24 protein-coding genes and 1 pseudogene are annotated in these 26,337 nt (G+C 33.0%); 4 read left to right on the top strand and 21 right to left on the bottom strand.

The genetic code is table 11. The features are described 5' to 3' along the window. From AC3WVA_RS12395 to AC3WVA_RS12385, 3 genes are all read right to left on the bottom strand, one after another. On the bottom strand, positions 1-1,352 hold a 1,352-nt coding region (locus tag AC3WVA_RS12395; RefSeq protein WP_492321940.1), incomplete at its 3' end, for a collagen-binding domain-containing protein. A 157-nt stretch (positions 1,353-1,509) separates the two neighbouring features. Further along, a complete protein-coding gene (locus AC3WVA_RS12390; protein ID WP_098345216.1) occupies positions 1,510-2,313 on the bottom strand; it encodes a class C sortase in 804 nt (267 codons plus the stop codon). A gap of 92 nt (positions 2,314-2,405) precedes the next feature. After that, positions 2,406-4,067, bottom strand: coding sequence for a SpaA isopeptide-forming pilin-related protein (locus tag AC3WVA_RS12385; RefSeq protein WP_492321939.1), 1,662 nt, complete (start codon positions 4,065-4,067; stop codon positions 2,406-2,408). Between the two features lie 572 nt (positions 4,068-4,639). Between AC3WVA_RS12385 and AC3WVA_RS12380 the strand changes: the two genes are divergently transcribed. Next, positions 4,640-5,866 carry an AraC family transcriptional regulator gene (locus tag AC3WVA_RS12380; RefSeq protein ID WP_492321938.1) on the top strand — a complete coding sequence of 409 codons (1,227 nt, stop codon included), beginning with the start codon at positions 4,640-4,642 and terminating at the stop codon, positions 5,864-5,866. 291 nt (positions 5,867-6,157) lie between these two features. On the opposite strand, the gene AC3WVA_RS12375 is transcribed toward AC3WVA_RS12380, so the two are convergent. The 7 genes and pseudogenes from AC3WVA_RS12375 to yqeK all read right to left on the bottom strand — a co-directional run bounded on the left by AC3WVA_RS12375 (position 6,158) and on the right by yqeK (position 13,160). After that, positions 6,158-8,839: a M4 family metallopeptidase gene (locus AC3WVA_RS12375; RefSeq protein WP_098880940.1), complete on the bottom strand. Its 2,682-nt coding sequence runs from the start codon at positions 8,837-8,839 to the stop codon at positions 6,158-6,160. Positions 8,840-9,044: 205 nt separating this feature from the next. After that, positions 9,045-9,419, bottom strand: a complete 375-nt coding sequence (locus AC3WVA_RS12370; protein ID WP_048529919.1) for a hypothetical protein — start codon at positions 9,417-9,419, stop codon at positions 9,045-9,047. A 108-nt stretch (positions 9,420-9,527) separates the two neighbouring features. Further along, on the bottom strand, positions 9,528-10,376 hold the full coding sequence (locus AC3WVA_RS12365) for a GNAT family N-acetyltransferase (protein ID WP_098345173.1): 849 nt from the start codon (positions 10,374-10,376) through the stop codon (positions 9,528-9,530). 102 nt (positions 10,377-10,478) lie between these two features. Continuing rightward, positions 10,479-11,114, bottom strand: coding sequence for an SDR family oxidoreductase (locus AC3WVA_RS12360; RefSeq protein WP_098880941.1), 636 nt, complete (start codon positions 11,112-11,114; stop codon positions 10,479-10,481). Between the two features lie 15 nt (positions 11,115-11,129). Beyond that, positions 11,130-11,867, bottom strand: coding sequence for a phosphorylase family protein (locus tag AC3WVA_RS12355; protein WP_141539548.1), 738 nt, complete (start codon positions 11,865-11,867; stop codon positions 11,130-11,132). Beyond that, a pseudogene (locus tag AC3WVA_RS12350) lies at positions 11,867-12,538 on the bottom strand (DUF3885 domain-containing protein). The gene AC3WVA_RS12355 and the pseudogene AC3WVA_RS12350 overlap by 1 nt, the downstream one beginning before the upstream one ends. 13 nt (positions 12,539-12,551) lie before the next feature. Then, on the bottom strand, positions 12,552-13,160 hold the full coding sequence (gene yqeK, locus AC3WVA_RS12345; RefSeq protein WP_098345176.1) for a bis(5'-nucleosyl)-tetraphosphatase (symmetrical) YqeK: 609 nt from the start codon (positions 13,158-13,160) through the stop codon (positions 12,552-12,554). A gap of 191 nt (positions 13,161-13,351) precedes the next feature. Between yqeK and AC3WVA_RS12340 the strand changes: the two genes are divergently transcribed. The 3 genes from AC3WVA_RS12340 to AC3WVA_RS12330 all read left to right on the top strand — a co-directional run bounded on the left by AC3WVA_RS12340 (position 13,352) and on the right by AC3WVA_RS12330 (position 16,392). After that, a complete protein-coding gene (locus AC3WVA_RS12340) occupies positions 13,352-14,047 on the top strand; it encodes a response regulator transcription factor (RefSeq protein ID WP_048529930.1) in 696 nt (231 codons plus the stop codon). After that, positions 14,037-15,194, top strand: a complete 1,158-nt coding sequence (locus AC3WVA_RS12335; RefSeq protein WP_048529932.1) for a sensor histidine kinase — start codon at positions 14,037-14,039, stop codon at positions 15,192-15,194. Before AC3WVA_RS12340 ends, AC3WVA_RS12335 begins: the two co-directional genes overlap by 11 nt. 181 nt (positions 15,195-15,375) lie before the next feature. Beyond that, a complete protein-coding gene (locus AC3WVA_RS12330; RefSeq protein ID WP_098345178.1) occupies positions 15,376-16,392 on the top strand; it encodes a D-alanyl-D-alanine carboxypeptidase family protein in 1,017 nt (338 codons plus the stop codon). 57 nt (positions 16,393-16,449) lie between these two features. Here the strand turns inward: AC3WVA_RS12330 and AC3WVA_RS12325 are convergent, their stop codons facing one another. From AC3WVA_RS12325 to AC3WVA_RS12275, 11 genes are all read right to left on the bottom strand, one after another. Next, positions 16,450-16,908, bottom strand: a complete 459-nt coding sequence (locus tag AC3WVA_RS12325; protein ID WP_088316141.1) for a DinB family protein — start codon at positions 16,906-16,908, stop codon at positions 16,450-16,452. A gap of 13 nt (positions 16,909-16,921) precedes the next feature. Then, a complete protein-coding gene (locus AC3WVA_RS12320) occupies positions 16,922-17,650 on the bottom strand; it encodes an alpha/beta fold hydrolase (RefSeq protein WP_098880942.1) in 729 nt (242 codons plus the stop codon). Further along, positions 17,643-18,203: a nucleoside/nucleotide kinase family protein gene (locus AC3WVA_RS12315; RefSeq protein WP_098880976.1), complete on the bottom strand. Its 561-nt coding sequence runs from the start codon at positions 18,201-18,203 to the stop codon at positions 17,643-17,645. Before AC3WVA_RS12315 ends, AC3WVA_RS12320 begins: the two co-directional genes overlap by 8 nt. A 47-nt stretch (positions 18,204-18,250) precedes the next feature. Further along, a complete protein-coding gene (locus tag AC3WVA_RS12310; protein WP_142342005.1) occupies positions 18,251-18,793 on the bottom strand; it encodes a GNAT family N-acetyltransferase in 543 nt (180 codons plus the stop codon). 114 nt (positions 18,794-18,907) lie between these two features. Continuing rightward, a complete protein-coding gene (gene exsK / locus AC3WVA_RS12305) occupies positions 18,908-19,222 on the bottom strand; it encodes an exosporium protein ExsK (protein ID WP_048529942.1) in 315 nt (104 codons plus the stop codon). Positions 19,223-19,496: 274 nt separating this feature from the next. Continuing rightward, positions 19,497-21,437 carry an AMP-binding protein gene (locus tag AC3WVA_RS12300; RefSeq protein ID WP_492321937.1) on the bottom strand — a complete coding sequence of 647 codons (1,941 nt, stop codon included), beginning with the start codon at positions 21,435-21,437 and terminating at the stop codon, positions 19,497-19,499. Positions 21,438-21,486: 49 nt separating this feature from the next. Next, positions 21,487-23,028, bottom strand: coding sequence for an acyl-CoA carboxylase subunit beta (locus tag AC3WVA_RS12295; RefSeq protein WP_098880944.1), 1,542 nt, complete (start codon positions 23,026-23,028; stop codon positions 21,487-21,489). A 2-nt stretch (positions 23,029-23,030) separates the two neighbouring features. Next, positions 23,031-23,819, bottom strand: coding sequence for an enoyl-CoA hydratase (locus AC3WVA_RS12290; RefSeq protein WP_098520594.1), 789 nt, complete (start codon positions 23,817-23,819; stop codon positions 23,031-23,033). A 4-nt stretch (positions 23,820-23,823) separates the two neighbouring features. Beyond that, the gene (gene mvaB / locus AC3WVA_RS12285) at positions 23,824-24,735 is read right to left on the bottom strand and encodes a hydroxymethylglutaryl-CoA lyase (protein WP_098880945.1); all 912 of its coding nucleotides are present in this window, start codon (positions 24,733-24,735) and stop codon (positions 23,824-23,826) included. Positions 24,736-24,756: 21 nt separating this feature from the next. Then, entirely contained in the window at positions 24,757-24,972 is a 216-nt protein-coding gene (locus AC3WVA_RS12280) for an acetyl-CoA carboxylase biotin carboxyl carrier protein subunit (protein WP_001985297.1), read from the bottom strand. A gap of 26 nt (positions 24,973-24,998) precedes the next feature. Next, the gene (locus AC3WVA_RS12275) at positions 24,999-26,336 is read right to left on the bottom strand and encodes an acetyl-CoA carboxylase biotin carboxylase subunit (protein WP_098880946.1); all 1,338 of its coding nucleotides are present in this window, start codon (positions 26,334-26,336) and stop codon (positions 24,999-25,001) included. Position 26,337 lies beyond the last annotated feature (1 nt).

Here is a 26,337-nt window from a genome sequence, read left to right as displayed (position 1 = left end):
TTTGCTCCTGCTAGCTTTTTATTTTTATCTCCCGTATCTACTTTCACTATCTTCATTTTCCCAAGCGGATCTGGTGATTTCTTATTTCCTATTTTAATTTCTACCACTGCATCTTTTTCTACTTTTACAGCTATTTTATCTTTTAATAATTCGTAACCTTTAGGTGCTTCTACTTCTACTAAGGTATAGTTTCCTATTGGTAATTCTTTTGATATCGCTTCTCCTTTTTCATCTGTTACTAACTCACCAACTACTTTTTTATTTGAATCTTCAATATGAAACTTTGCTCCCATCAATTCTTTATTATCATTATTACTATCTACTTTTTTTATCTTTACTTTTCCTGTACTAGGCTTGTTCCAATGTTTCCAGTTAAATTTGAAATTGTGAAATTCAAATCCACCAGTTTGTTGTACCGCGCCGACAAATGCTTGTCCATTAATCGAACCGCCTTTTGTTTCTAATACAGCATTTGGAGCAAACACACTCCCAACGACACCATACCCCTCTGTTGTGATCTTTTTCGCATTAGGAAAAACCCAAATCACCTTCCCGTATAACTCAGTGAACGGTGAATTAGGAGAATAGGGTTGTGATGTGGGAATTATATCTGTAGCCCTACCAATATTGTTCGTGTCATATAGAATAGACCCATTTTTAAATGTAACCTCTATTGCATCCGAATACATAACAATAAAATCTTTTCCTTTAGCATTAGGTAAAAAGACATCTCTTATATCTAAATTGATTTTCCCTATCAATTCTGATGAAATATAAATATTAGGATTGTTTATATCTTTTCCGATTCCGTAACTCATATTTGGAATTGGGGTATTCGTTTTATATTGACCTGCATTTTTACTGACTTGGCTAACTATGTTTTGAAATTCATTAAATTTCGCGTCAATCTCTAGTTTTTCTTTATAAACGATACGATCATAAGAAGATTGTATGATACGATCTGGATCACTCTCTTTTGTCATTACGACTATTCCGTTTTGAATGATAAAAGATTCCTCTCTTGATTTTTTAAATTTTCCAGACAATAACAAGGATGGATATCTCTCATCATCCCATTTTTCCCCAACTATATTAGATGTTCCCGCTGCTGCACCTACAATCGTATAACCAGATGCATCCATATCACCTTGAACTGCAATTGCTCCTTCAATGTCGCCACCTACTGCTTTATGGTTACCGAAGACAACAGCATTATAACGCGATATATCCCCTAGACCTTCTAAGTTAGTCGTGGATCCATATGCTTCTTTTGGTGCATATACGACAAAACTTACACATAACATTAACAAAACCATAAAATGAATACTTACCAACTTTAATTGTAACCTCAATTCCTTTGTTCCCACCTTTACCGTATTTTTTCTACAGTCGCATAAAGTGAAACTTTTTTCAGTGAGGATTTAGTTTACCCTCTATATACCTTTTTTACTTATCTCTGGATTTTCGGTCTCACTGCCCATTAATACAGAATAAATAAATAAATTCATTCTATCGAGTTAATTTTTTCTTATAAATTACGACTAGAAACAAACATAATAATAGGATTAAGACTACTACAGTCCACTTATTAAACATAAATATCTCTTTACGCATTTTTTGTTTTTCTTTCTCATTAAATTCCACACGCTCACCTCGAACCAGTAATCTATTTGTATTTACTCCATAAGGCGTACATGTAATTAATGTTACATAATCTTTATTTTCCACAATTTTTAAATCGTCTGTTTCGTGTGGTAACACTACTTTAATTTGATCTACTTTATAAGCAAGAACTTTGTCTAAAGAATGAATATAAAAAAGATCTCCTTCACTCAACTTATCTAAATCTGTAAATAATTTTGCTGATGGTAAACCACGATGCCCTGTTAAAATAGTGTGCGTATTTTCTCCACCTACCGGAAGTGAAGAATAATCTAAATGACCTACCCCGCGACTCAATACTTCCTCAGAGGTCCCTTGATAGATTGGCAGTTTTATATTAATTTTCAATATTTCAATATACCCCATTACATCACCTAAATTTAATGCATCGGCATACGCTTGATGATTATTTTTTTCTTCAGAAAATGGATCTGCAAATGTTTTCGTGGAAGTTTGAACTTGTTTATTATATTCGGCTGCTTCTTTTTCCCTACGCTCAACTTCTTTCTTTTGTAGTGTTTTAATCTTCTTATCGTAGGAGCTAATTTCAGAATAATGTGCACGAGTCGCCAACCAATTACTAATAGTAGGATATAAAAAAATACCTAATCCAAATAAAAAAATACCTCCTAAAACAAGATTTCGTTTCATATTTCCACCTCTGTATATACTATAATATTGAAAAGAGGGAAGCATTTTGCTTCTCCCCTTTTCACATCACTTGCTTACATGTTCCTTAAACCTTAATTATTAGCAAACTTTTTTCTAAAGAAAACAAATGCCGCTGTAACCATTAACGCAAGGCCTAGTACAGTAAAAAGAGTCGTTCCGATACCACCCGTTACTGGAAGAATCCATCCACTTTTATTATTTTCTATCGATAATTTAACCGTTTGATTATTTTCGCTAATCTTTACATCAATAGGGTCCTTTAATAATTGATATGAAGCTGTTGTACCATCTTCTTTTGTATAAATTGGTGCTTTCGTTTCAAAAATTTGATAGTCTCCATACGGAATGTTAGTCCATTTAATAACACCATTTTCATCTGATACACCTGTGACTTCTTTACCTGCCACAACAACTATTTTTCCATTTTTATCTTTAAGTACAAACTCTGCACCTTTTAATTTCTTCTTATCAGCACCATCAACTTTTGTTAACTCGATAATTCCAGTTGTCGGAACAACAACTACAGGTTTAGATTCCTTTTCTCCAATTACATCATTTTTATTTATAAAATCAATTTTTGCTGTATTTAAAATTTCCGAACCAGATAGTACTCCTTCTTTTACTTGTGATTTAATTTGTAAATGAAATTCTTTTTTACCATCTAACTTTGTGAAATCTTTTACTGTAGCTGTTACTTTTTGGCCTTCTACAGCTACCTCTACAATGCTTGCATTTACGTCCGCTCCATCAATTTTCACGACTGGTTTTCCTTGAATCATTAAACGATTGTCCAAAGTATCTGTTACTACATATTTTTTGTATTCTTTAATGTCTTCTGGAATTAATGTTTTGATATCATAATTGTAATTAGTTAACGGATTGATTGGTAACGCTTCCAAAACACCGTTAATCTTTTTATCAATATTTGGTTCTTCATAGTTTTGCACTTTTACTTTAACTACTGTACCAGAAGTAATTGTTCCATCTTCGTTAATAGTTCCGGAGGTCTTGATAAAAAACTCGCGTTTAGTCGGATTTATTACATACCCTTTCGGCGCTTTTGTCTCTTGGAAATAGTATTCCCCATACTTTAATCCTTGCACGCGAATATGCCCATTACCATCTGTTACTAACTCTTTTTTCACTTCTGTACCATCTTTTTTATATAAAGAGAATACTGCACCTGCTAATGCTTTTTCATTTGCACCAGTCTTTACTAAATCAACTGCACCACGTTTAATCTCATTTTTCGGATACATATGAACATCATAGTTTAGCACCTTACCCTCTTTATTCGTTAATGGAATATCCACCGTATACGTATTTGCATTTAGGTTAACATACGGAGGTCCTGCCACTTCTTTCACTTCATAACGTCCTAGCGGAAGATCTTTTAATACAGCTTGTCCATTATCATCTGTTACTACTTGAGTTGGAGTTGCTCCCATTACAGGCTTCACATCTTCTTTTACGATTTTCCCATCGTTTGAAATTTTTTCAAACGACGCAACCCTTTTTACTTCAAACGTTACACCTTTTAACCGTTTCGCATTTGTTGGTACCTCTTGATTTGCAGAGCCATCACCTTCTAGACCCGGTGCGCTATCTTTTTCTTGTTCATATTTATGAATCGTTAAAGTACCTTTAGATGGTGAAGCTGCCTTTATTAATACACTAGACCATGTAGAAAATGTTAAGAAAAATACTAAAAGCACACTAAATATTTTTTTCATTTCTCTTATCTCCTTTACTACTTCTATCATTTTAAAAATCTCTTTATTACTATTACCCTCTTAAAAGTAACAGTGTGCCAAGTACCAGATTTAAACGAGTAACCTAAAACATAGTCGTCCAACAATCCATTTTTTACAATCACTTATTCACTCTTCTTATTTTCTATTATTACGTTGTCTCTCCGTATGATATATGTAGTTTTCCCCCTTAATTACACTTATATCTCTACTTCAAAAATAGTTACATATTAACTTCTATCGCTAATTTTCATTAATTACTTAACTTAACTTTAATTCATTAATCTCTCCCTTCTTATCCCTATTTAAAATCTAATCTTAATCATTTTTGATACATATAAGCAATGAACAACGAATAAGTGTGACAATTCATATGTTACGTTACTCCCTAAAACTATTACCTGTATATTCAAATAATATGTGATATTCATGTTAAATTATGGTATTATTCTTAGAAGTTTATAATTTTTATAGATAAAGTTTTTCCGTTTCTACTTATAAAAAAGGAATATATAAACATTCAACTATTACGCACAACTGTAAGGAGGAATAATATGACTAAAAAGCTCAGTCTAGTTGAGATAGAGTACATTTGTAATATGTTTTTCCAATCTTTTGAAATTCCAGTTTGTTTTTTAGATTGCAACAAAAATATTCTTTTAGAGTTTACATCAAAAGATGATTCACATTCGTTCTATAAATCAAGAATAGAACAGTTACATGTGCTTTTTCAAAAAAATGATTCAAATAATTCACCTATCTTCAGAACTCACCAATATTTAGGACACTTCATTTTAATTCACATAAAGAGCCATTATATGGTGAACGGTACTATTATTATTGGGCCTTTGACACATGTAAATTTTTCTACAAGTAAAGTGGATAGTAACCCTAATTTTATTTCGAATTATAAAAGAACAAGAGATCATTATTTTTCATTGTCAGTCAAAGATCAAAATTTCTTTGTAAATATAGCAATATTGTTCTATAACATTCTCTATAAAAAAAATTCAGATGTAAGTATCTTTTCAAATAACAGTGACTCATTTCATGTAAGTCATAGCAGTATCTTAAACGAGGATGTATATATTTCAATGCAAAAAAATGAATCTATCTGTCATAATTTGTATATAGAGAACCAACTACTTGGAGCTATAGAAAACGGGGATAAAGAAAGCGTACTCAAATATTATTACGAATTCCAACAAGTGACTCTTTCATCCTTATCTTCATTCCATCAATTAAGACGTCATAAAAACATTTGTATTTCATCCATCACACTTGCTACTAGATATGCTATAAAAGGAGGACTCCCTTCCGCGATAGCTTACAAGATTTACGATCTACACATCCAAAAGACAGAGGATTTAAAAGACACAGAATCTGTTTGGGATTTATTAAGAGATGTTTTCTGTACTTTTGCAGACTGTGTAAAAGCACAAAAAGTACAGAAACACTCAAAGACTATCGCTATTTGCAAAAACTATATTTTTAAAAATATTTACAATCAAATATCTGTTAAACAACTTGCTAAATTTGCAAACGTAAATTCAGATTATTTATCTATATTATTCAAAAAAGAAGTCGGTATTTCATTAATTGAGTACATTCAACGTGAACGAATTGAAGAAGCAAAAAAATTATTAACTTTCACAACCTATCCCTTATCAGACATATGTGCTTCGCTCAACTTTAGTGATCAAAGCTATTTCACTAAAATTTTTAAAAAATTCACTAACGAAACACCTGGTAAATACCGAAAATCTCATGTTGTCATATAGAGTTAAACTTTCATTAAAACAAAGTGTTTTTAGTAACTTATCAATGGCAGATTAAAATTTCTTCCACATTCATGACCTTTTGAATTTAGGCTATTTTTAAATCAAAAAACACGTTACTATTCTTTTATTTGAATGAGAATAGTAACGTGTTTTATATGTAATGTAGGTCTGTAGGCAAAATAGCGTCCGAACGCAAAGTTTTATAGAAGCAAAATACACCACTTAAATACTAAAATCTTATTAAGTAAAAAATTTTTCTAATAATTATTGTGTGAGAAATAATTCCTACTATTATTTTTGTATCCTTCTAAATTTGCGAACTAAAGTGAGCACTGTACCTGCAACAACCATCCATATGCCCATTGTTGCACTATTAGTTGTACTTGCACCCGTATTTGGAAGTTCTTTATATGTAGTTTCTTTTTTATCGGAATTACTGTTGTTCGGGATATTACCGTTATCACTGTTATTAGCAAGACCTTTAGCTTTGCTAGTGTCTTTATCCTTCACTAATACTTTTTGTATTGCATGTACCTCATTACCTACAGAATCTGTGACACTATATATTATTTCAAAAGTACCAGCTTTAGTAGTATCTCCAATACCTTCATATGCTACTTTAGAAGTAAGATCCCCGTCTTCTTTATCAGTAACTGATACACCTACCATTGGGTTGAAATGGTCTCCTTCAGTAATTGTAGTTGTAGCAGGTACTTTTAGTATTGGTATTTCATTTTTAACTTCTTCTCTAACTTTGACCGTTACAGTTTGTTTTGCAGAAACTTCATGTCCTTTAGAATCTGTCACTGTATACATTAATACGTAAGTACCAGCTTTAGAGGTATTTATTTCACCATTAACTTTTACTTTAGAAGTAAGATCGCCATCTTCTTTATCAATAGCTAATACTTTTGCCATTGGTTCGAATGAATCGCCTAAATGAATCGTCGTTGCAGTAGGCACTGTTAATGTAGGGTTTAAATCTAATGTTTCTTCATTCCCCTCTACAATTACCGTCTGCGTAGCCGTTACATTGCCCCCTTGAGAATCAACAACAGAGTATTCCACAATGTATTTTCCAGGTTTAGAAGTATCTACATCACCTTTATGTTCTACTCGATTTGTTAAATTACCATCTTCTTTATCAATAGCTTTTATATTGCTCATTGGGTCAAATTTATCACCGACACGTAGTGTAATTGTTGGCGGTACTGATAACTCTGGGACTTGATTGGCCTCAGTTTTTTCGTTTTCTTTCACGGTTCCTTTAATTTTCGCTGCATCAAATGCTTTTTGAACCGCTTCAACCTCAATTGAATTCGCACCATATTTGTTCGTTGCAACTTTAAGACACGCTAATCTTAATTCAGTGAAATTAGATGTCATGTTCAATTCATCAGTATTTGCATAATAGAAAATATCAAACATTTTATCTTCACCAATACCATTTACAGTTACACCGTTATGAGTTCCACCTTGTGCAATTAAATACGCGATTTTATTAATAATACTTGAGTTGAAATGGACGCCCTCATTATCTTCTCCGTTTAAATCACTGTATTTGCTATAATCATCTGGATACGATACTCCATTAAAAAATTTGACTGAAGATGGATTTTTCATATTACGGAGAACTGATCCGCTTTGTTCTCCTATTGTCCAATTAAATTCCCCATTATTTATATATTTCTCAATAGCCGTTCCCATAATATCAGATAATGCCTCATTAATTGCCCCAGATTCCCCGAAAAATTCAAGATTAGATTCGCTAGATGTAACCGCATGTGTAAATTCATGACCCGCTATGTCAAACGCTCTAACCATCGGATCACCATATATAAGCATACTAACATTGTTAATATTAGCACTAAATGCATTTGCCCAATTTTTAGGATCATTTGTTTCTCCAGAATCCCATGCATGCACAACTGAAACTACTTTTTTCCCCTTATTATCAAAACTATTACGCTTATATTTATCTTTATAAAAATCATATACGTTTGTTGCTAAGAAATGAGCACTTACCGCTTTTGGATCATTAAATGTTGTTGATGTGCTAGTCGCTAATATACCAGGATAATATTTATCTTCAAAAGTAATATCTCTATAATTCACATCGTACGTCTCAATTCCTTGCCCCCTTGTGTAATCAGCAAGCGCATATTTCCCGTTACTTTGTTCAGAAATACCGAATGTACGAGTTATTCCAAAATCATCTTTTCCAGTGCCGGTTAATGATTTAAAATTACTTTTTTTACTCTCCTTAATAGCTTCAACATGCTCTTCACTTACTTTTAAATCTGACTCTTTCACCATGTTTTTCAACATATTCCCATTATGAGCATCCACTAAATAAGTTCCAGATACATAGTTTGGTGTTGCAGCAGCAAATGTAACTTGATATGCATTGCTAGCCTGCCCATTATTTTCATTAACAAAAATAACTTCCTTAACTTCTGGTTCAGAAATAAATTTAACATCGTTTCCGTACTTCGTATAAATATATTGCTTTGCTTCTTCTTTTGATAAATTTTTTACATTCTTTACATTTTCTTGAGTTAAATTTTGTGCACTTTCTCCTGAAACACTTTTAATAATACCCTTTTTATCTACATGAGCAGTCAATTGGTGTCCGTATACTTCTTTACCTTCATATATTTGTTGCATACGTACAAGTGTAGTCCCATCATAAGAACCACGTTTTTGAATAACTTTGTAATCTACCCCTTCGTCTCCACTCACTTGTTTTGGAGACAAAGCATGCTCCGTCTTTTCCTTAAGTGCATCTTTCACTACGTTCTCAGGCATCTTTTGTGATGGTTGTGTCAGTTCACCTGAACGGAACGAATCCCCTTGAATTTCAACTTGCATTTGACTCTTTTCCTCTGCATAACCTACTCCATATGGTGTCACAGTTGTTAAGGCCAATCCTGTTGTTAAAGCAACTATAGCTATTTCTTTTTTATTATTCATGTTATTTCCCTCGTATTATTTACTAAAATATGAAACTACTTAAATGTATTCTTATCAAAAATAGAAAAATAAAAATTACAACACTTTACGCAAAACCGTATTATAAAAAGATGACTTCTGTAACCAACAAAAGTCATCCGTTCAATATGTAATATCCCTAATATATTTTTAATACATAATTTCTACATAAAAAGAAAAAAATTCATTAACGAGCATTTTGCAATACTTTTATTAGGTCATTTATATTTTCAACTTTCTGCTGAAACTGATCAAAACTACTATGTAGTAATAAAGGATTTTTATCTTCAGTTGAAATAACTAGTTTTAATTCCTGTTCTAATTTATCATATGTATGAAAGAAATTATCAAATTCTACACTTATGAGTTCTTCATTTTCACGATAAAATCTTTTTGCTTCTAAATAAGTCATATATGATTTATTTAGAAACCCTAATGAAATTAAATATTTAGAAGTGTTTTCTTGATAAATAGCAATATCACATGCTATTTTAATATCAGAATAAGTCTTTTGAACGAAACAATGCAATTCAAAAATCTTAACTTTTAATCCATTATTCATTTCATCCCCTCCCATCCTATCTATTCTACAAAAAAATAGAATATTATACAAAGTAAAATATCAATATAGTACAAAAATAAAAAGCGAAAGAATAACTCCTTCCGTTTTTTACAGCAATACATACATTTCATATTGTGCTAACGAATTCTTTTCAAATCCAGTTTTCTTGAAAAATCCTTCTAGTAAATTGTTGTTTGGAAACCCAATTGATAAACTTGATACATTTAAGTTTTCTCTTGCCACTTGTAATAAATTTGATCCAATACCACGATTTCTATAGTCTTTGTCTACGAAAAGAAAACTAATTTTACCTTGTTCATTCATACATATTGAACCTTTTAAATCATTATCGACATATGCCCCGTAAAATGTATTATTTGATTTTTCGATATAATCCATATCATTTTGCCAATTTATATGGAAGTGCAACCATTTCTGAATTTCAAGTTTAAACGATGAAAAATCTAATTGTTTTACTTCAATTCCCTTACACTCTTTATTTATTATTTTAGTCATATCTTTTAAATGATAATAAGATAGATCGTACACTTTTTCATAGCCTAATTTCGTATAAAAATGAATCGCTCGGTCATTGCCTACAATGACTTCAAGAAAAAGTTGCTTACACTCATTTTGAACCGCCTCTTCTTTATGTAGTTCAAATAACTTTTGACTCACACCAATACCACGGTAATTAGGATGAATCGCTAATGTTCCACAGCGCATTGTTTTTATGTTTTCGTAATCCTTTATCCCGCCAAGTATTACACCAACAGATTTGTTACCGTCTAAAGCAAGAAAGGAATGTTTAAGTGAATTCCCTTCTGGCCCCAAAAACTTTTTTATAAAATCTTCTTTTGAAACTTCCATTTTAATAATATAATCTGAAAATCCATCTTTAAAAGCTTCATATACTAAATCTATACTTACTTCACTGCATCTTTTGTATTGAATCATATAAAATTATCCCCCGCTCACTCGTGTTAAACTAAACATTCAAATACATAAAATATACTAGTTTCACTCTACCCATCATTCATTAATTTTTAATTCTACTAGTTAATTTGAAATAAACGGGCACTTCCTTACATATCTGTTACTATTAATCTGTTTTATAACAAATGGTGCTATATCCCCATTTTGTATTTTGATTCCTGGCATATATACTAAACTCTCTTTTATATTTCCATTACCATTTCCCTCTATAACGAATGGTAATCTAACAATTGTCCAATCTACTTCACTACTTTGGATAATTTGTAATTCTCTATATTTATTTTGCATCATTTTTGATAAAAAAACTTTAAATAAGGTAGCCCCTATCTTATTTACAATTCCCTTTTGATCTCCTGTAACATTTAAAGAACCTCCAGAAATTACAATATATCTTTTTATTTCAAATTCTTTCATTGCTTCTAAAATATGCTTCGTTACTGTGCTAAAAATATAAGATTCATTTTTTGGTTGACCTACTGCATTAATTACAGCTCGACACCCTTTAAGTAATTTGCGTATTGAAGCAAAATCACGTGCATCTCCATTAATAATCTCTAAATTTTCATTTGTTATTTTGATATTATTAGAAGTTCTTGTTAATATTTTTACTTGATACCCCTTATCTAGCGCTTCTTTTACAAGGAATTTCCCGGCTTTTCCGTTTGCACCCAAAATAGCTATTTTATTTGTACTTTCCAATATTAACCCCTCTTACTATCTATTATTTACTACATTAATCTCATACACTCGTAAAAAAGCAATTAAATGCTCACACGCTCGTTCACACGCTAACATTTTAAAGATTTTTTGTTCCTCTTTCGTTTTATCATTCGCTTGATCTGATGCAGCTTTTAAACTGAGAAAAGGTTTGTTATTGATTTGACAAACATAAGCAAAAGCTGCCACTTCTTGATCAACCGCTAATGCTCCATATACAGTATGAAGTAAATACCTCATTTCTGAACTACGAATACGTTGATCTCCAGATAAAAATGTACCAAAATGAATCGGATCATAAGATCGTACCTTTTTAATTCTTCTTACAAGTGACTTTGTTGTTTCAATAGGTGCTGTTCTACCATTATATAAATTGAAAACATCTTCCCCCGAACCCGCAGCAGTAACGTCGTGTTGTATTGCATTAAGAGCTACTACAATATGACCATTTTTCACCTTATTTGATAAGCTTCCGCATATCCCTGTCATAAACAACTCATCAGGCTGAAACTCGCTAATTAATAATTGTACACAACTAGCACAGCTTACCTTACCAACACCAGTTATAACTGAAATAATTTCCAGATCATTTATAGTATGAAAATGAAATTCCCAAGCTGCTCGTTTTTCAATACGTTCACTTGGATAATATTGATGTAAATACGTGAGTTCTGGTTCCCATGCAGATACGATTGCAATACGTTTCATAACACGCTTCACTTCCCCTATTGTTATCATGTAAATACTTTATCTATACTCTCTCGTTCATAATATGGAATCCACTCTTTATATTTCTCATATACATTTCGTATTGTTTCTTTATTCTTCGTAATTACTTCACATCCTCTATCATCATAAATAAACATGATAATATCTTTCGTTACATTTATAAGAAACACATCTGGATAAGAAATTTCTTTTTTGCGCCCAAAACGAGGCTAAAGACCCGGAAAATCTTCATGATTCGCAGCTTGAATAAGCGGCATATATTTTATATCGCAAGCAAAACATTTTAGTGAAAATTGATAAGTACAATACAAGTCAGCTTCTTCTTCAAATACAAAAGGTATTGTTTCTTGCCTTATATGATACTTTAAATCTCTATTATGAATAAAACGTCTATATAGATTAATTTTCTGCGAATTTTTCATATTTTCCTTTTTAAATCGATAATCATTTGTTACTAAAAAGACTTCATCTTCTTTAGAAAATATATCTTCAAATAAGTGTTTATTATATATATAAAGTTGAGAGAAATACTTCATATTTAAATCATCGGTTCTTTCGACATTTGGACATTTGCCTTTCCCAAAATGAAAATGCAAATGATTTTCCCATTGAAAGTATATATGTGGTACTAATGTAACCCCAGGAAATGTTTGATTCATATATTCTTTTAATTGCATTCTTATACCCTTTCTACCCTATAATTTCTTTTAACTGCCAATATGATTCTTCTAACCAAGGATGCAAAACTTTCAACTTATCTTTTCTATCCCACAAATATGAAATATATGCAAAAGCAGCATGTTCTAAAGATTTTTCTAATTCTTTTTTTACTTCTACTAAATATGGTGGCGCTCCATTTTGATCCCATTCTATTTTATCAGCAACAAATAACACTAAATCCATTTTCGTTGCATGTTTACGTAGTGTAGTATGGCAACAAATTGCATTCAAAATTTCTTCATCATCCACTTTAAATATCTCTTTTGCGATTACTCTCGAAAGTTTTTGATGAATAATCATTGGAAATTTCCGTTCTTCTTGTAATATCTCTATTCCAAATTCTTCAGCAACTACAATCCGATCTTCATTCGGAAAGATTGCACTAATATCATGTAAATATCCTGCAATTGCTGCCTTTTCTTCATTTACATGATACATAATCCCAATTTTACGAGATTCATTTGCCACTCGAATTGAATGTTTATATGTAATTTCTTTATTGTATTTTAATAGAAAATCTTTTATATCATTTTCAATTTTTCCAGTTGGAGTAAATGAATATATATCCTTATATAACATCGTATGTCCCCTTCTTCCTAATTTTGAGTATAACGTTGTATTTAAATATCCTTTTTAATTGTATTCGTTAAGAATGTTTTAATCCCTTTTTTATACGTTACATGAAATTTTATGTGGAATCATTGCTACAAAATACATAAATGTTTGATATTATAGTAATGTTAATGATTTGTAAGGAAAGGAACTACATAATGAATAAAAACATATTAATTATTGATGATGATAAAGAAATTGTTGAATTACTTGCTGTTTATTTGCGAAATGAAGGTTATAACATTTATAAAGCATACGATGGTGATGAAGCATTACAAATGATTTCTACATATGAAGTTGACCTTATGGTTTTGGATATTATGATGCCAAAACGAAACGGATTAGAAGTTTGCCAAGAGGTTCGTGAGAATAATACTGTACCCATTCTTATGCTAAGTGCAAAAGCCGAAGATATGAATAAAATATTAGGTCTTATGACTGGTGCAGATGATTATATGATTAAACCATTCAATCCATTAGAATTAGTAGCTAGAGTGAAAGCTTTACTACGAAGATCATCTTTCCAAAATGCCATTTCCTCTAAAAATGAAGATGGTATTATTCATATTCGTTCCGCTGAAATACACAAACATAATCATACAGTTAAAGTAAATGGAGAATATATTAAGCTTACTTCTATTGAATTTGATATTTTATATTTACTTGCGAGTAATACGGGGAGAGTATTTAGTTCCGAAGAAATTTTTGAACGCGTTTGGAATGAAGATGGTTATGGCTCAAATAAAACTGTAATGGTTCACATTAGTAATTTACGAGATAAACTTGAAACAGGAATGAATGGAGAGAAGTTTATTCATACTGTTTGGGGAGTAGGCTATAAAATTGAGAAATGAAGCATTTGATATATTAAAAGATATCCCAAAGTGGAAGTTAATTTTTTGGTTCATGTTAGCTATCACACTTACCCCTATTACTGAATTAATTATATATCGCCTTGTTACAAGTGTAATTGAAAGTTCACTTACATTAAGCGAACTCGGCAAAGAATTCATTAGAATTTTTGGTTATGAAAAATATAAAGGAATAAAGGAATCTCTTTGGATGATGATCGTCTCTTATTTATTTTTATTTTCGATTTTCTCATCTTACCTATACATTTTTTACCGTCATGAAAGAAAGCTTTACTATGAAACTTGCATTAAAAAAATGATAGAAGAGATTCGGTATATTTCAAATGGAAACTTTAATCATAAAGTTTCTATCGTACATCATAATTACCTGGAAGAATTAGCAACTGGGGTTAATCACATTGTTGAACAATTGAAAGTCTCGATTGATGAAGAAAGACAGGCAGAACAAGCAAAAAGTGAATTGATTACAAATGTATCGCATGATTTACGTACTCCTCTTACCTCAATAGTTGGATACGTGAATTTAATCCACCATGATAATTATAGAGATGAAGTGGAATTACGCCATTATATACAAGTCATTTATGATAAAGTAACCCGTCTTAATGCATTAATGAATGACTTGTTTGAATATACACGTGTTCAAAATAAAGAGTTAAGTTTATATTCTGTCCCCATTGATATTGTAGAACTTCTTGGACAATTAACTGTTCAATTTCGAATACAATTTCAAGAAGCGAATATAGAATGTCGCCCTTCTTTCCCATCTCAAAAACTGATGGTATTAGCTGATGGAGACAAATTAGTACGCGTATTTGAAAATCTAATTATTAATGCTATCGCTTATGGAAACGACGGTGATTATATTGATTTTGCAGCCTATGAAAGCAATAATATGATTACTATAGATATAACAAATTACGGCCAACCTATTCCTAGTACGGATTTACCTCATATTTTTGAACGTTTTTATCGCGTTGAAAAATCTCGCTCTACGAACACTGGTGGATCTGGTCTCGGATTAGCAATTGCAAAAAGTATTGTTGAATTGCATAAAGGAACAATTGAAGTATATAGTGATGATAAAAAAACAACTTTCACTGTAAAACTACAACAATATAAATGTTAATAGAGCTTAACTTTAGGTCCAATTCCTTATCATAAAAGGAATTGGACCTTTTATTTTCCATTAACATCCAAAATTTAATAATCCTTTATAATTCTTTAGAAATTCTTTACCTTTTCTTTCATCCTAATTAAGCATTCCTTTTTACAATATTATTATCGATGTCATAATAGGAGGATCGCTTATGCAATTCCTGAAAAAATTCACAATTTTATTGTTATCTTTTGTTATTACAGCACTTATCGTTTTATATTTTTATCTTTATGTAAATGGTCCAATTATTCAAGCTAAATCAGCTATTTTAATAGATGCTAATTCAGGTGAAGTTGTTTTTAAAAAAAATGAAGATATTTCTATACAGTCAGCTACTTTATCTAAATTAATGACAGAGTATATCGCAATGGAACAACTGCATGAAGGAAAAATACAATTAGACGAATTAGTAAAAATAAGTAACGAAGTTTTTCGAGCAGAAACAAATCCTATACAAGTAACTTCGAAAGATAAAACGACAGTTCGTGATTTACTTCATGCATTGTTTTTGACAGGGAATAATCGTTCCGCACTTGCCCTTGCAGAACACATTGCTGGAAACGAAGATAACTTTACACTTTTAATGAATGAAAAAGCAAAACAACTAAAGTTATCACAACCATCCCCGTTTCTAAATGCTACTGGTATGAATAACGATACAAATAAGCAAACAAATACAACAGCCATAGATGTAGCGAAACTAGCGACACAATTAGTAAAAGACTTTCCAGATGTATTGAATATTACGAAACTAACCTCTTACCAATTTACCTTCAAAGATTCAAAAGTTTTCAACACAAATAAAATGATTTATTCCCTTAATAAAAACATTAATCTCCAAGGTGTTGACGGCTTACAAACTAGTTTTTCAACTAATGGTAATTATAGTTTTGTAAGTACAGCACATCGAGGAGATACTAGACTTATTTCTGTAATATTAGACTCAAATGAAGAAAACAGTACCTTTATTGAAACAAAAAAGCTACTACAGTACGGTTTTGATCCATCCTCTTATTCTGCACTCCAAGCTTTTAAAGATGCTGTTACATCTTGGACAGTTTTGCTTCAGTTTAAAAATTTAATCATACAAACATTATTGATTTTCTTCATTATTACAATTTTAATGTTTTTACATATACGTCAGAAAAAATCCGAGGATTTCAATTAGGAAATCTTCTTATATATATAAAACGGCTTGCATTTACAGTACAAGCCGTTTTTTTAACTATAGCCCTCTTCCAATTAAATTCGCTGAAACAGGCTGAAGATTTAGTTCTCTCGCCCATATAGATAGCTGACCAATGTGATGAATTTCATGTACAATTACATGTCTTAACACTTCACCGTATGTATATGTTTTATCTGTCCACGAAGCTTTTAATATTTTACATTCTAGGCTAGATGACCACAACTGCAAAAAATCATCTAATTCTCGTTTATATAAATCAGATAACGCTTTTACTTTTTGGATTGATTGATAATCTTGAAACTGCGGTTCATTATCTTCTTTTCCTTGAAGTGCACTAATCCAGCTATATTCAACATCGACAATATGAAATAATGTTTCTAAAATACTTCCAACACCACCAATACGATTGCGAAGTAATTCTTCCTCTGAAAGTTGTTCACACCACTTAAACCAATCATCTCTTACTTGCCAATTATATTGAAATATAGTGTGCATATTTATCTCTCCCCTACCCAATAATCCATTTAACAGCATCTGTTATATATTGAGGCTCGTCTTTTTGAATATAGTGACCACTTCGTTCTGCAATTACAAATTTATTATTGCTTGATAATCGTAATAATTCTTCTTGCAATTGTAACCATTTCATTTGTGCATCTGGCGAATAAAAAGCTTTTTTACCCGCAGCTAACACGACAAGTGGAATATCATTCATTGATTTACAATACCTATCTACTTCACTTAAACTAAATGTAAACTCTTCATATGAACTTTCATATACAAACTGTTTATAGTAAGCTTCTTGAAATTCAGTAGACATGATTGGTAAAAATGCTTCTTTATAATTTTCTGGTGTCGAATCCACCAAAACGATTCCCAACATATCTTCAGGATAAAAATTCGCAAATAAACGTGCATTTATACCGCCGAAAGAATGTCCTACAAAAATATAAGGTGGTTTCAATTGTAATTGCGTCAAACAACACCTTAAACCTTTTACCATTTCAGAACTAATACGTCTCTTGGAACTCTTCCTACTTTTCCCTAATCCCGCTCGATCATATGTAAGTACCGTCCCATATTCCGTCAACTCTTCAGCAATATGATCCCATGTCTTTGAATAATCGCCATAACCTGCCTCCATTATAATAACTGGCTGCAGCTTCTTTCCTTGGAACTTTTTCGTATACATTTTAAAATCGTCAACTTGTACATATTCCTCTATACATTTAATCATTGACAATCACTTCTCTCAGGCCAAGTTCCTCTACAGCATGATTAATTATTTCACTTACAGATAAGGAGCCATCCAATACAATATCCGAATTCGGCTTAACAGTATGAATTGCTTCTAAATAAGCTTTTCTCGCAAATGTCATATAATGTTTCAAATCATTATGTATTTCATCTATTGTATCTTCTTTAAAATCTCGCAAGATTCTTCTAGCCATCGCAATATCTAAAGGCGTATCGATAAATATAGTTACATCAATAAATTCTCGCATTTCACTATTTAAGTATGCAAAAGGATAATCTACAATAATATAATCTACATTACCCTCTCGTATAAGATGCTGAATATCATGAATTAATGGCGTAAGTACCCATTCATCATAATTTGCTCCATCATCAATCCATTTACAAATATCAGTAGGACAATTTTCAAAGTGATAGCTATCAAAATATAGTGCTTTTGAATTTGTTAGCTTTTGAGTTAATTTTTCTGTGACAGTAGTTTTACCTCCTCCTGAAACAGCTGCAATTGTAATGATTTTCGTTTTATTATTCACAATCCCCACCATACCCCTTTTAATTAACATAATATAATTACAGATAACTATAATTCTTTATCGCTCCATTCATATTCTAACATACTCATTTCCCATAAATTCCAATACGTTTCTCCTACTTTTTTTGACTCTCGTAATAAACCTTCTTTTACAAATCCTGTTTTTTCATAACATGAGATGGCAGAATTATTAAAATCATAAACACCAAGGGTTACTCTATGTAGTTTTAATTCTTCAAATGCAACTTGTAGTACTGCGTTCATCATATGTTTCCCTATAGATCGCCCTCTCATTTTCGTATCACCAACTAGCACTTTTCCAATCCTTGCAGACTTATTAATATTGTCTATTTGCCCAAGTGAAATATGACCAACTACATTCTTAGAATCCTCATCTATTACTTTAAATGCAAGCGTATTTTCGCTTTCTATATACTTTTCTAATTGCTGTTCATTTAACGGGTATGTAAATGCATTTCCTGACCATTGTATTAAAAACTCTTCGGAGCCAATCCAACCTATTAATTGTTTGAAATCAGACTTTTTAAAGGTTTCTAGTTTAATCACTTTTATGCTCCTTTCGTACATCATATTTTATAGCCCCAAACCTATTTCTATATAAAGAATATATTCTCCTTTATATGAAATTAAAATAAAGCCATTCTTAAGAATGGCTTTACCAAAACGCGAAATTACCCTTTTTCCCTATGTCAACAATGGCTCAATCGCTTCAATTTTGCAAACTGAAATAATTACTGTAACTACCCCAGCACTATTAGCAAGCTTTACAACATCACAAGTGACTGAAGAAACAGTTCCTGCATAATTATTACTTCCTGTTGTAATGCGCACTGATCTGTTTACTAACTTTCTCAGCTCATCTCTAATTCCTTGTACACAGCAACAGTCACATGCCTTATTTTGCTCTTCATGTTCTTTTTTACACTCTTCAAAAACGTCCCAACAATCATCCTGTTTACATGAACACTTTTTTCTAGAATTACTATAACGATATCCCAAAATCTCACCCCCTAATCATTTCTATTAATATAGTATGTCCACTAGCTTCAAAGTGTACGAGGCAAAAACATAGAAAAGAAAAAACAAACACATGCACTAAATTATCCTGTATACATAAAAAACAAATATATTGTTGTATGAACTTCCATTGTATTTATTTGCAATCCGAACCTTAATAATAAAAAATCTCTTTTTCTATTTAGTTTAATACAAGAAAAAATAAAAACTGACCTCTAACAATTAGAGGTCAGTTCACATTATACATGCTTTAATTTTATAATTTACTAGACTGTAACCCCTGAATAAACGGAACTACCTCAGGATTCACAAGTGATGATAAATCACCTAATTCTTTTCCTAAGTAAGCAGCTTTAATGACGCGTCGCATGACTTTAGAATTACGTGTTTTCGGTAAATCTTCTACAACGTGAATATCTTTTGGACATAATGCTTTTCCGATATGAGAGCTTACTAAACTCATTAATTCTTTCTTTAACTCTCCTGTGAATGTTATATTGTCCCTTAATACTACAAAACAATGACAAACTTCACCTTTTACTTCATCAGGTACACCAATTGCAGCAGCTTCTATGACATCATTATGCTTTACAAGAATTGATTCATATTCAGCAGGTCCAATACGTTTTCCAGCAATGTTTAACGTATCATCTGAGCGTCCTGTAATAATATACTGCTCACCATCATAAATTACCCAGTCACCATGAACCCATTTATTTTCAAAACGTGACCAATATGTGTTCACATAACGCTCATCGTCTTCCCAGAAGCTCTTCGTCATACCAACCCACGGTTTCTCTAAACATAATTCTCCAACTTCATCACGAATTGGATTACCTTGATCATCGAGCACAACCGCTGCCATTCCTGGTAAAGATGCATTAAAACTAATCGGTGCAATTGGTTTAATAAGGACGTTTCCGAAAATCCCACCAGAAATTTCAGTTCCGCCTGAATAGTTACAAATTGGTACATTGCTTTTTCCAACTGTTTCAAATAGCCACATCCAAGGGTCCGGATTCCAAGGCTCGCCTGTTGAGGCGAATACTTCTAAACTCTTAAGCGAATGTTTATTTACATACTCATCACCTTTTGCCATTAACGCACGAATTAATGTTGGTGATATACCAAGATGTGTAATTTCATATTTATCAACTGTTTCCCATAAACGATCCGCCTCTGGGAAGTCAGGTACACCTTCGTACATAACCATCGTTGCTCCATTAATGAGAGAGCCGAATAGTAGAAATGGTCCCATCATCCAGCCCATATCAGTTACCCATAATACGCGGTCACCTTGTTTGATATTCATTCCAAATCCTGCATCAAATGCAGCTTTCAAAGGAAAACCAGCATGTGTATGTACTGTTCCTTTCGGTTTCCCAGTTGTACCTGATGTATAAATGAGCATTAATGGATCATCACTATGCATTTCTTCAGCATGTACAAATGGCTTTTCTTTTTCTAACGTGCTCCATGAGAAATCATAATTATGCGGTGTAAAGTCATTTCCTGCATGACGAACAATAACAACTTTTTCAACAGTTGGACAATGTTCACACGTCTTATCTACTTCGTCTTTTAATGAAACAACTTTACCTCGGCGTGAAAAACCATCTACAGTAATGATCATTTTCGACCCTGCAGCTTGCACACGTGTCATGACTGCATCAGACGCAAATCCTGAGAATATTGGTGAAATAATTGCTCCAATTTTCATAACAGCTAGCATTGCAACAACTGTTTCTGGAATCATCGGCATATAAATTGTTACACGGTCACCTTTTTCAATACCCGCATGTTTCAAACCGTTTGCAACACAACTTACCCAGCTGTCAAGTTCTTCATATGTAAATGATTTTGAAGTTCCATTTTCCCCCTCATACTGAAGTGCTGGTTGTGTTCTTGTTTCATCATCTGCAAGCCAGCGTGATAAAACTGATTCTACAACGTTACATGTTCCGCCATTATACCACTGTGCAAACGGCGTACCATTTTCTAAATCTAGCACTTCTGTATAAGGTTTCATCCACTGATAGCCAACCGCTTTCTCAGCTTCTCCCCAAAACCAAGCTGTTTCTTCAATAGATTTATTATAAAACGTTTCATAATCTTCATAGCCCAATGATTTCATCCAACCATATAAACGCGTTTTTTCTTTATACTCTTCTGTTGGAAACCAAACTGCTTGTTTCAATGTTTTCCCCTCCTTGACTTTTTGAGCAAGAAAGCCCTAATTAGGGCTTTTAAACTGGATAAACAGGATGTTTACGATCCGTAAATACTTGATATTTACTCATATACATTTCGAATCGTCCTTTTAACTCTTCTCTTAAATTGTTTGGATGAACAATACCATCAATGACCATCTCTGATGCTAAATGGTAAATATCAATATCTTGCTTATACTCTTCTCGTTTTTCAGCAATGAAGCTATCACGCTCTTCTTCTGGTAAAGCTGCAATCTTATTTGCATATACAGCATTGACCGCGGCTTCTGGACCCATTACTGCGATAGAAGCTGTTGGTAACGCTAAGCAGCAATCTGGTTCAAAGGCTGGACCCGCCATCGCATATAAACCAGCACCATATGCTTTACGAACAACGATAGAAATTTTCGGCACTGTTGCTTCACTCATTGCAGAAATCATTTTTGCGCCGTGGCGAATAATACCAGCACGCTCTACTTTTGTACCAATCATAAATCCAGGTACATCTGCAAGGAATAATAATGGAATATGATATGCATCGCATAAATTAATAAACTTTGCTGCTTTATCAGCTGAATCGTGGAATAATACGCCGCCTTTCATACGCGGTTGATTTGCAATAATACCCACTGGCTTACCATCAATACGTGCTAAACCTGTAATGAGTTCTTGAGCAAATAATTTTTTCACTTCATAGAAAGAACCTTCATCAATAACTCTATTAATGAGATCTTTCATATTGAAAGGAGCATTTTGATTTTCTGGAATGATTTGTTCTAACGTTTTTTCGAATTGTTTCGGTTCTTGAGGTATAACCAATGGAGTCTTTTCTAAGTAGTTGTTTGGAAAATATGAAATGTATTGTCTTGCTTGTGTAATCGCATCTTCTTCAGTTTTACATAAAACATCTCCGCATCCTGATACAGAGCAATGCATACGAGCTCCGCCCATCTCTTCTAACGTTACCTTCTCACCGATAACCATCTCAGCCATACGAGGAGATCCTAAATACATAGATGCGTTACCTTCTACCATCATGACAACGTCACAAAAGGCTGGAATATATGCACCACCAGCTGCAGAAGGACCAAATAATAAACATACTTGCGGAACTTTACCTGATAATTTCACTTGATTATAGAAGATTCTTCCTGCACCGCGGCGCCCTGGGAACATTTCAACTTGATCAGTAATACGCGCTCCAGCAGAGTCAACTAAATAAAATAATGGAACACGTAATTTTTCCGCCGTTTCTTGAATACGTAAAATCTTTTCAACTGTACGTGCGCCCCATGATCCAGCCTTTACTGTTGAATCATTTGCCATTACGCATGCCGTACGACCATGTATTTTACCTGTTGCTGTTACAACACCATCAGCAGGTAATCCTGTTTGTTCACAATTTGCAAATAATGCATCTTCTACATATTCACCATTATCAAATAAAAGAGCTAAGCGATCTCGAACGAATAGTTTTCCTTTTGCTTTGTTTTGTTCATGATATTTTGGTGCGCCGCCTTGTTTAATCGTTTCAACTCGTTCTTCAAATGTATTCGATTGTTGTTTTTGGTCTAACATATTTACTCCCCCTTATACATTGGTATGCGTTTTTCCTTGAATGCTTGTAATCCTTCTAATCTATCTTTCGTATGGATTACACCTTCATACGCTTGTTTTTCCATTTGTAATCCGGTATGTAAATCAACTTGAATACCGTTTGAAATTGCTTCTTTTGCTAATCGAACAGCAATTGGACCATTACTAGCAATTCTCTCTGCCATTTCAATTGCTTTCTCTTCAAGTGAGTGAGCTGGTACAACGAACTCTACTAGACCATATTCTTTCGCTTCTTGCGCCGAAATGCGTCTGCCTGTATAAATTAATTCTTTCGCTCTACCAACACCAATTAATCTTGGTAAACGCTGCGTACCACCTGCTCCTGGTATAATTGCAAGAGTCGTTTCAGTAAGACCAAGACTTGCAGTGTCTGAAGCAATTCTAAAATCACAAGCTAAACTTAATTCCGTACCACCACCAAGTGCGATTCCATTTATAGCAGCAATAACTGGCTGTGGTAATTGTTCAACCATTTCCATAGTAGAACGAATCATACTAACAGCATGACGAACTTGTTCTTCATTCATGCCAGCACGTTCTTTTAAATCAGCTCCGGCACAAAATGCTTTTTCACCAGCACCTGTTAGAATAACTACACGAGTATTTGACTCTTCATTTATTTGAGTTAATATGTTTTGTAACTCTTCTAATAACGCTAAAGATAATGAGTTAGCTTGTCTTTCACGATATAATGAAATCTTTACAACGTGAGGTGTTACATAATCAACTGAAATGTTTTGTAATTGTAGCATCTTCTCACCTACTTATCGTTTTATGTTGAAGCGCTCTATACACATGACTCGGTAATTGGATATTTAATTTACTTTGAATAAATTGACTTGCTCTCAATAACTTCTCTTCATCAATGTTCGTTTGGACTCCTAACTTATGGAGCATATGAACTAAGTCATCTGTTGCAACATTGCCTGATGCTCCTGGTGCATATGGGCATCCCCCAAGACCACCACAAGAACTATCAAATGTTGTAATACCATATTCCAATGACTTAACTACATTCGCCAGAGCCATTCCATACGTATTATGGAAGTGCATTGCAAACTGCGAAGCATCATATTTCTTTAATAAATGTTCTAATACTTTCTCTACTTGTAACGGATTCGCTACACCGATCGTGTCACCAAGAGATACTTCATAAATGCCATATGAAAATAGTTGATTACATAATTCGTCAACTGCTACGACGCTTATATCTCCTTCATAAGGACATCCAAATACAGTAGAAACATAGCCCCTTACCTTTTTCCCTTCGAATAATGCCTGTTTTGTTATATCTTCAATTACAGCTAATGCTTCTTTAATTGATTTATTAATATTACTTTTATTATGAGATTCACTTGCTGATAAAAAAACATTCACCTCATCTACATTTTGCAAAAAAGCTCGTTCCAAACCATTTTGATTTGGAACAAGCGCTGCATATGTAACATTTGGATCCCTTTTCAGCTCAGAAAACACATCATTTGCATCAGCTAATGCAGGAACCCATTTAGGGTGAACGAATGAGGAAACTTCAACGTACGATAATCCCGCCTCTGTAAGTAGTTGAATCCATTTTACTTTATCTTTTGTGCCAACAATCTTTTTTTCATTTTGTAAGCCATCACGTGGCCCGACTTCTTTAATGACAGCAAAATTAGGTAGTTTCAATTCGCTTCCCCCTATATCTCCCTATTCAATTTCTAGCAATACATCTCCTTCATTTACAAAATCGCCTTCTTGCACATTAATTTTCATAACTGTGCCAGCTTCTTCTGAAACGATTGGAATTTCCATTTTCATAGATTCCAAAATGACGACATCCTGCTCTTCCTCTACTGTATCTCCTACTCCTACAACAATCTTCCATACATTTCCCGCCATCGATGCATATACTTTCGTCATCATTTTTTCCCCCTTAATATTGTTAAATCTTATTTTTTAACAAGTTGTTTCGTTACAAAACCCGTCGTATAAATACCGCTTTTGAACACATCATCTTCTAAAACTTGAATTAACATTGGCGTGTTCGTTTTAATGCCTTCTACCTTTAATTCTTCTAAAGCATCATGTAATTTCAAAATTGCTTCTTCACGAGTTTCACCATGAGCAATGACTTTCGCAATCATTGGATCATAGAAAGGTGTAATCGTTACTTGATTCTCTAAAAAGTGATCAATACGTACATTTGTTGGAAGCGTTAAATCTGTAATTTTCCCAGGTGATGGGAAGAAAGTCTTCGGATCTTCTGCATAAATACGTGCCTCAATGGCATGACCACTACGTTTTACATCATCTTGTGTAAACGATAATTTCTCACCATATGCAATTAGAAGTTGTTGTTCTACAAGATCTAAACCAGTAATTTCTTCTGTAACTGGATGCTCTACTTGTAATCTCGTATTCATCTCTAAGAAATAGAAGTTTTTCTGATCATCAACTAGAAACTCAACTGTACCAGCATTTGTATATCCTAGAGCTTTGGCAGCTTGTACAGCAACTTCACCCATCGCTTTTCGTGTACCTTCATCTAAAAATGGTGAAGGTGCTTCTTCAATTACTTTCTGATTTCGGCGTTGTACTGAACATTCACGCTCCCATAAATACACTGTATTACCATGTGTATCTGCTAAAAGCTGAATTTCAATATGGTGCGCATCTGCTATATAGCGTTCTAAATACATTTCTCCGTTACCGAAGAAGTTTTGCGCTCTTGTTTTGTTACTTTCAAATGCTTTGGTGAGCGTTTGCTCAGTTTCCATCAACTGCATTCCAATGCCTCCGCCGCCTGCGGATGCCTTCAACATTAATGGATAACCAATCTGTTTTGCAATTTCAATTGCTTCTTCAGCAGTTTCAATATTTGTAGTAATACCTGGAACTACTGGGACATCTGCAGCTTGCATTGCAATACGTGATTCAATTTTACTTCCCATCTTCGTAATGATTTCTTCTGACGGTCCGATAAATACAATTCCTTCTTCTTTACAGCGAACCGGAAAAGACGGATTCTCAGATAATAATCCATATCCCGGATGGATTGCTTCAGCATTTGTCTTCTTAGCTATCTCAATAATTTTTTCAAGGTTTAAATAGCTTTCTTGGACACGCGACCCACCTACTAAGTAAGCTTCATTTGCCATTTTTACATGTAGGGCGTTTTCATCAGCCTCAGAATAAATAGCAACAGTGCGAATGCCAAGTTTTTGACAAGTTTTCATAATACGAACTGCGATTTCCCCGCGATTAGCAATTAATATTTTTTGAAACATA

Source organism: Bacillus sp. EB106-04-02-XG92 (assembly GCF_058791995.1).
This window is presented reverse-complemented; position numbering and strand designations above follow the sequence as displayed.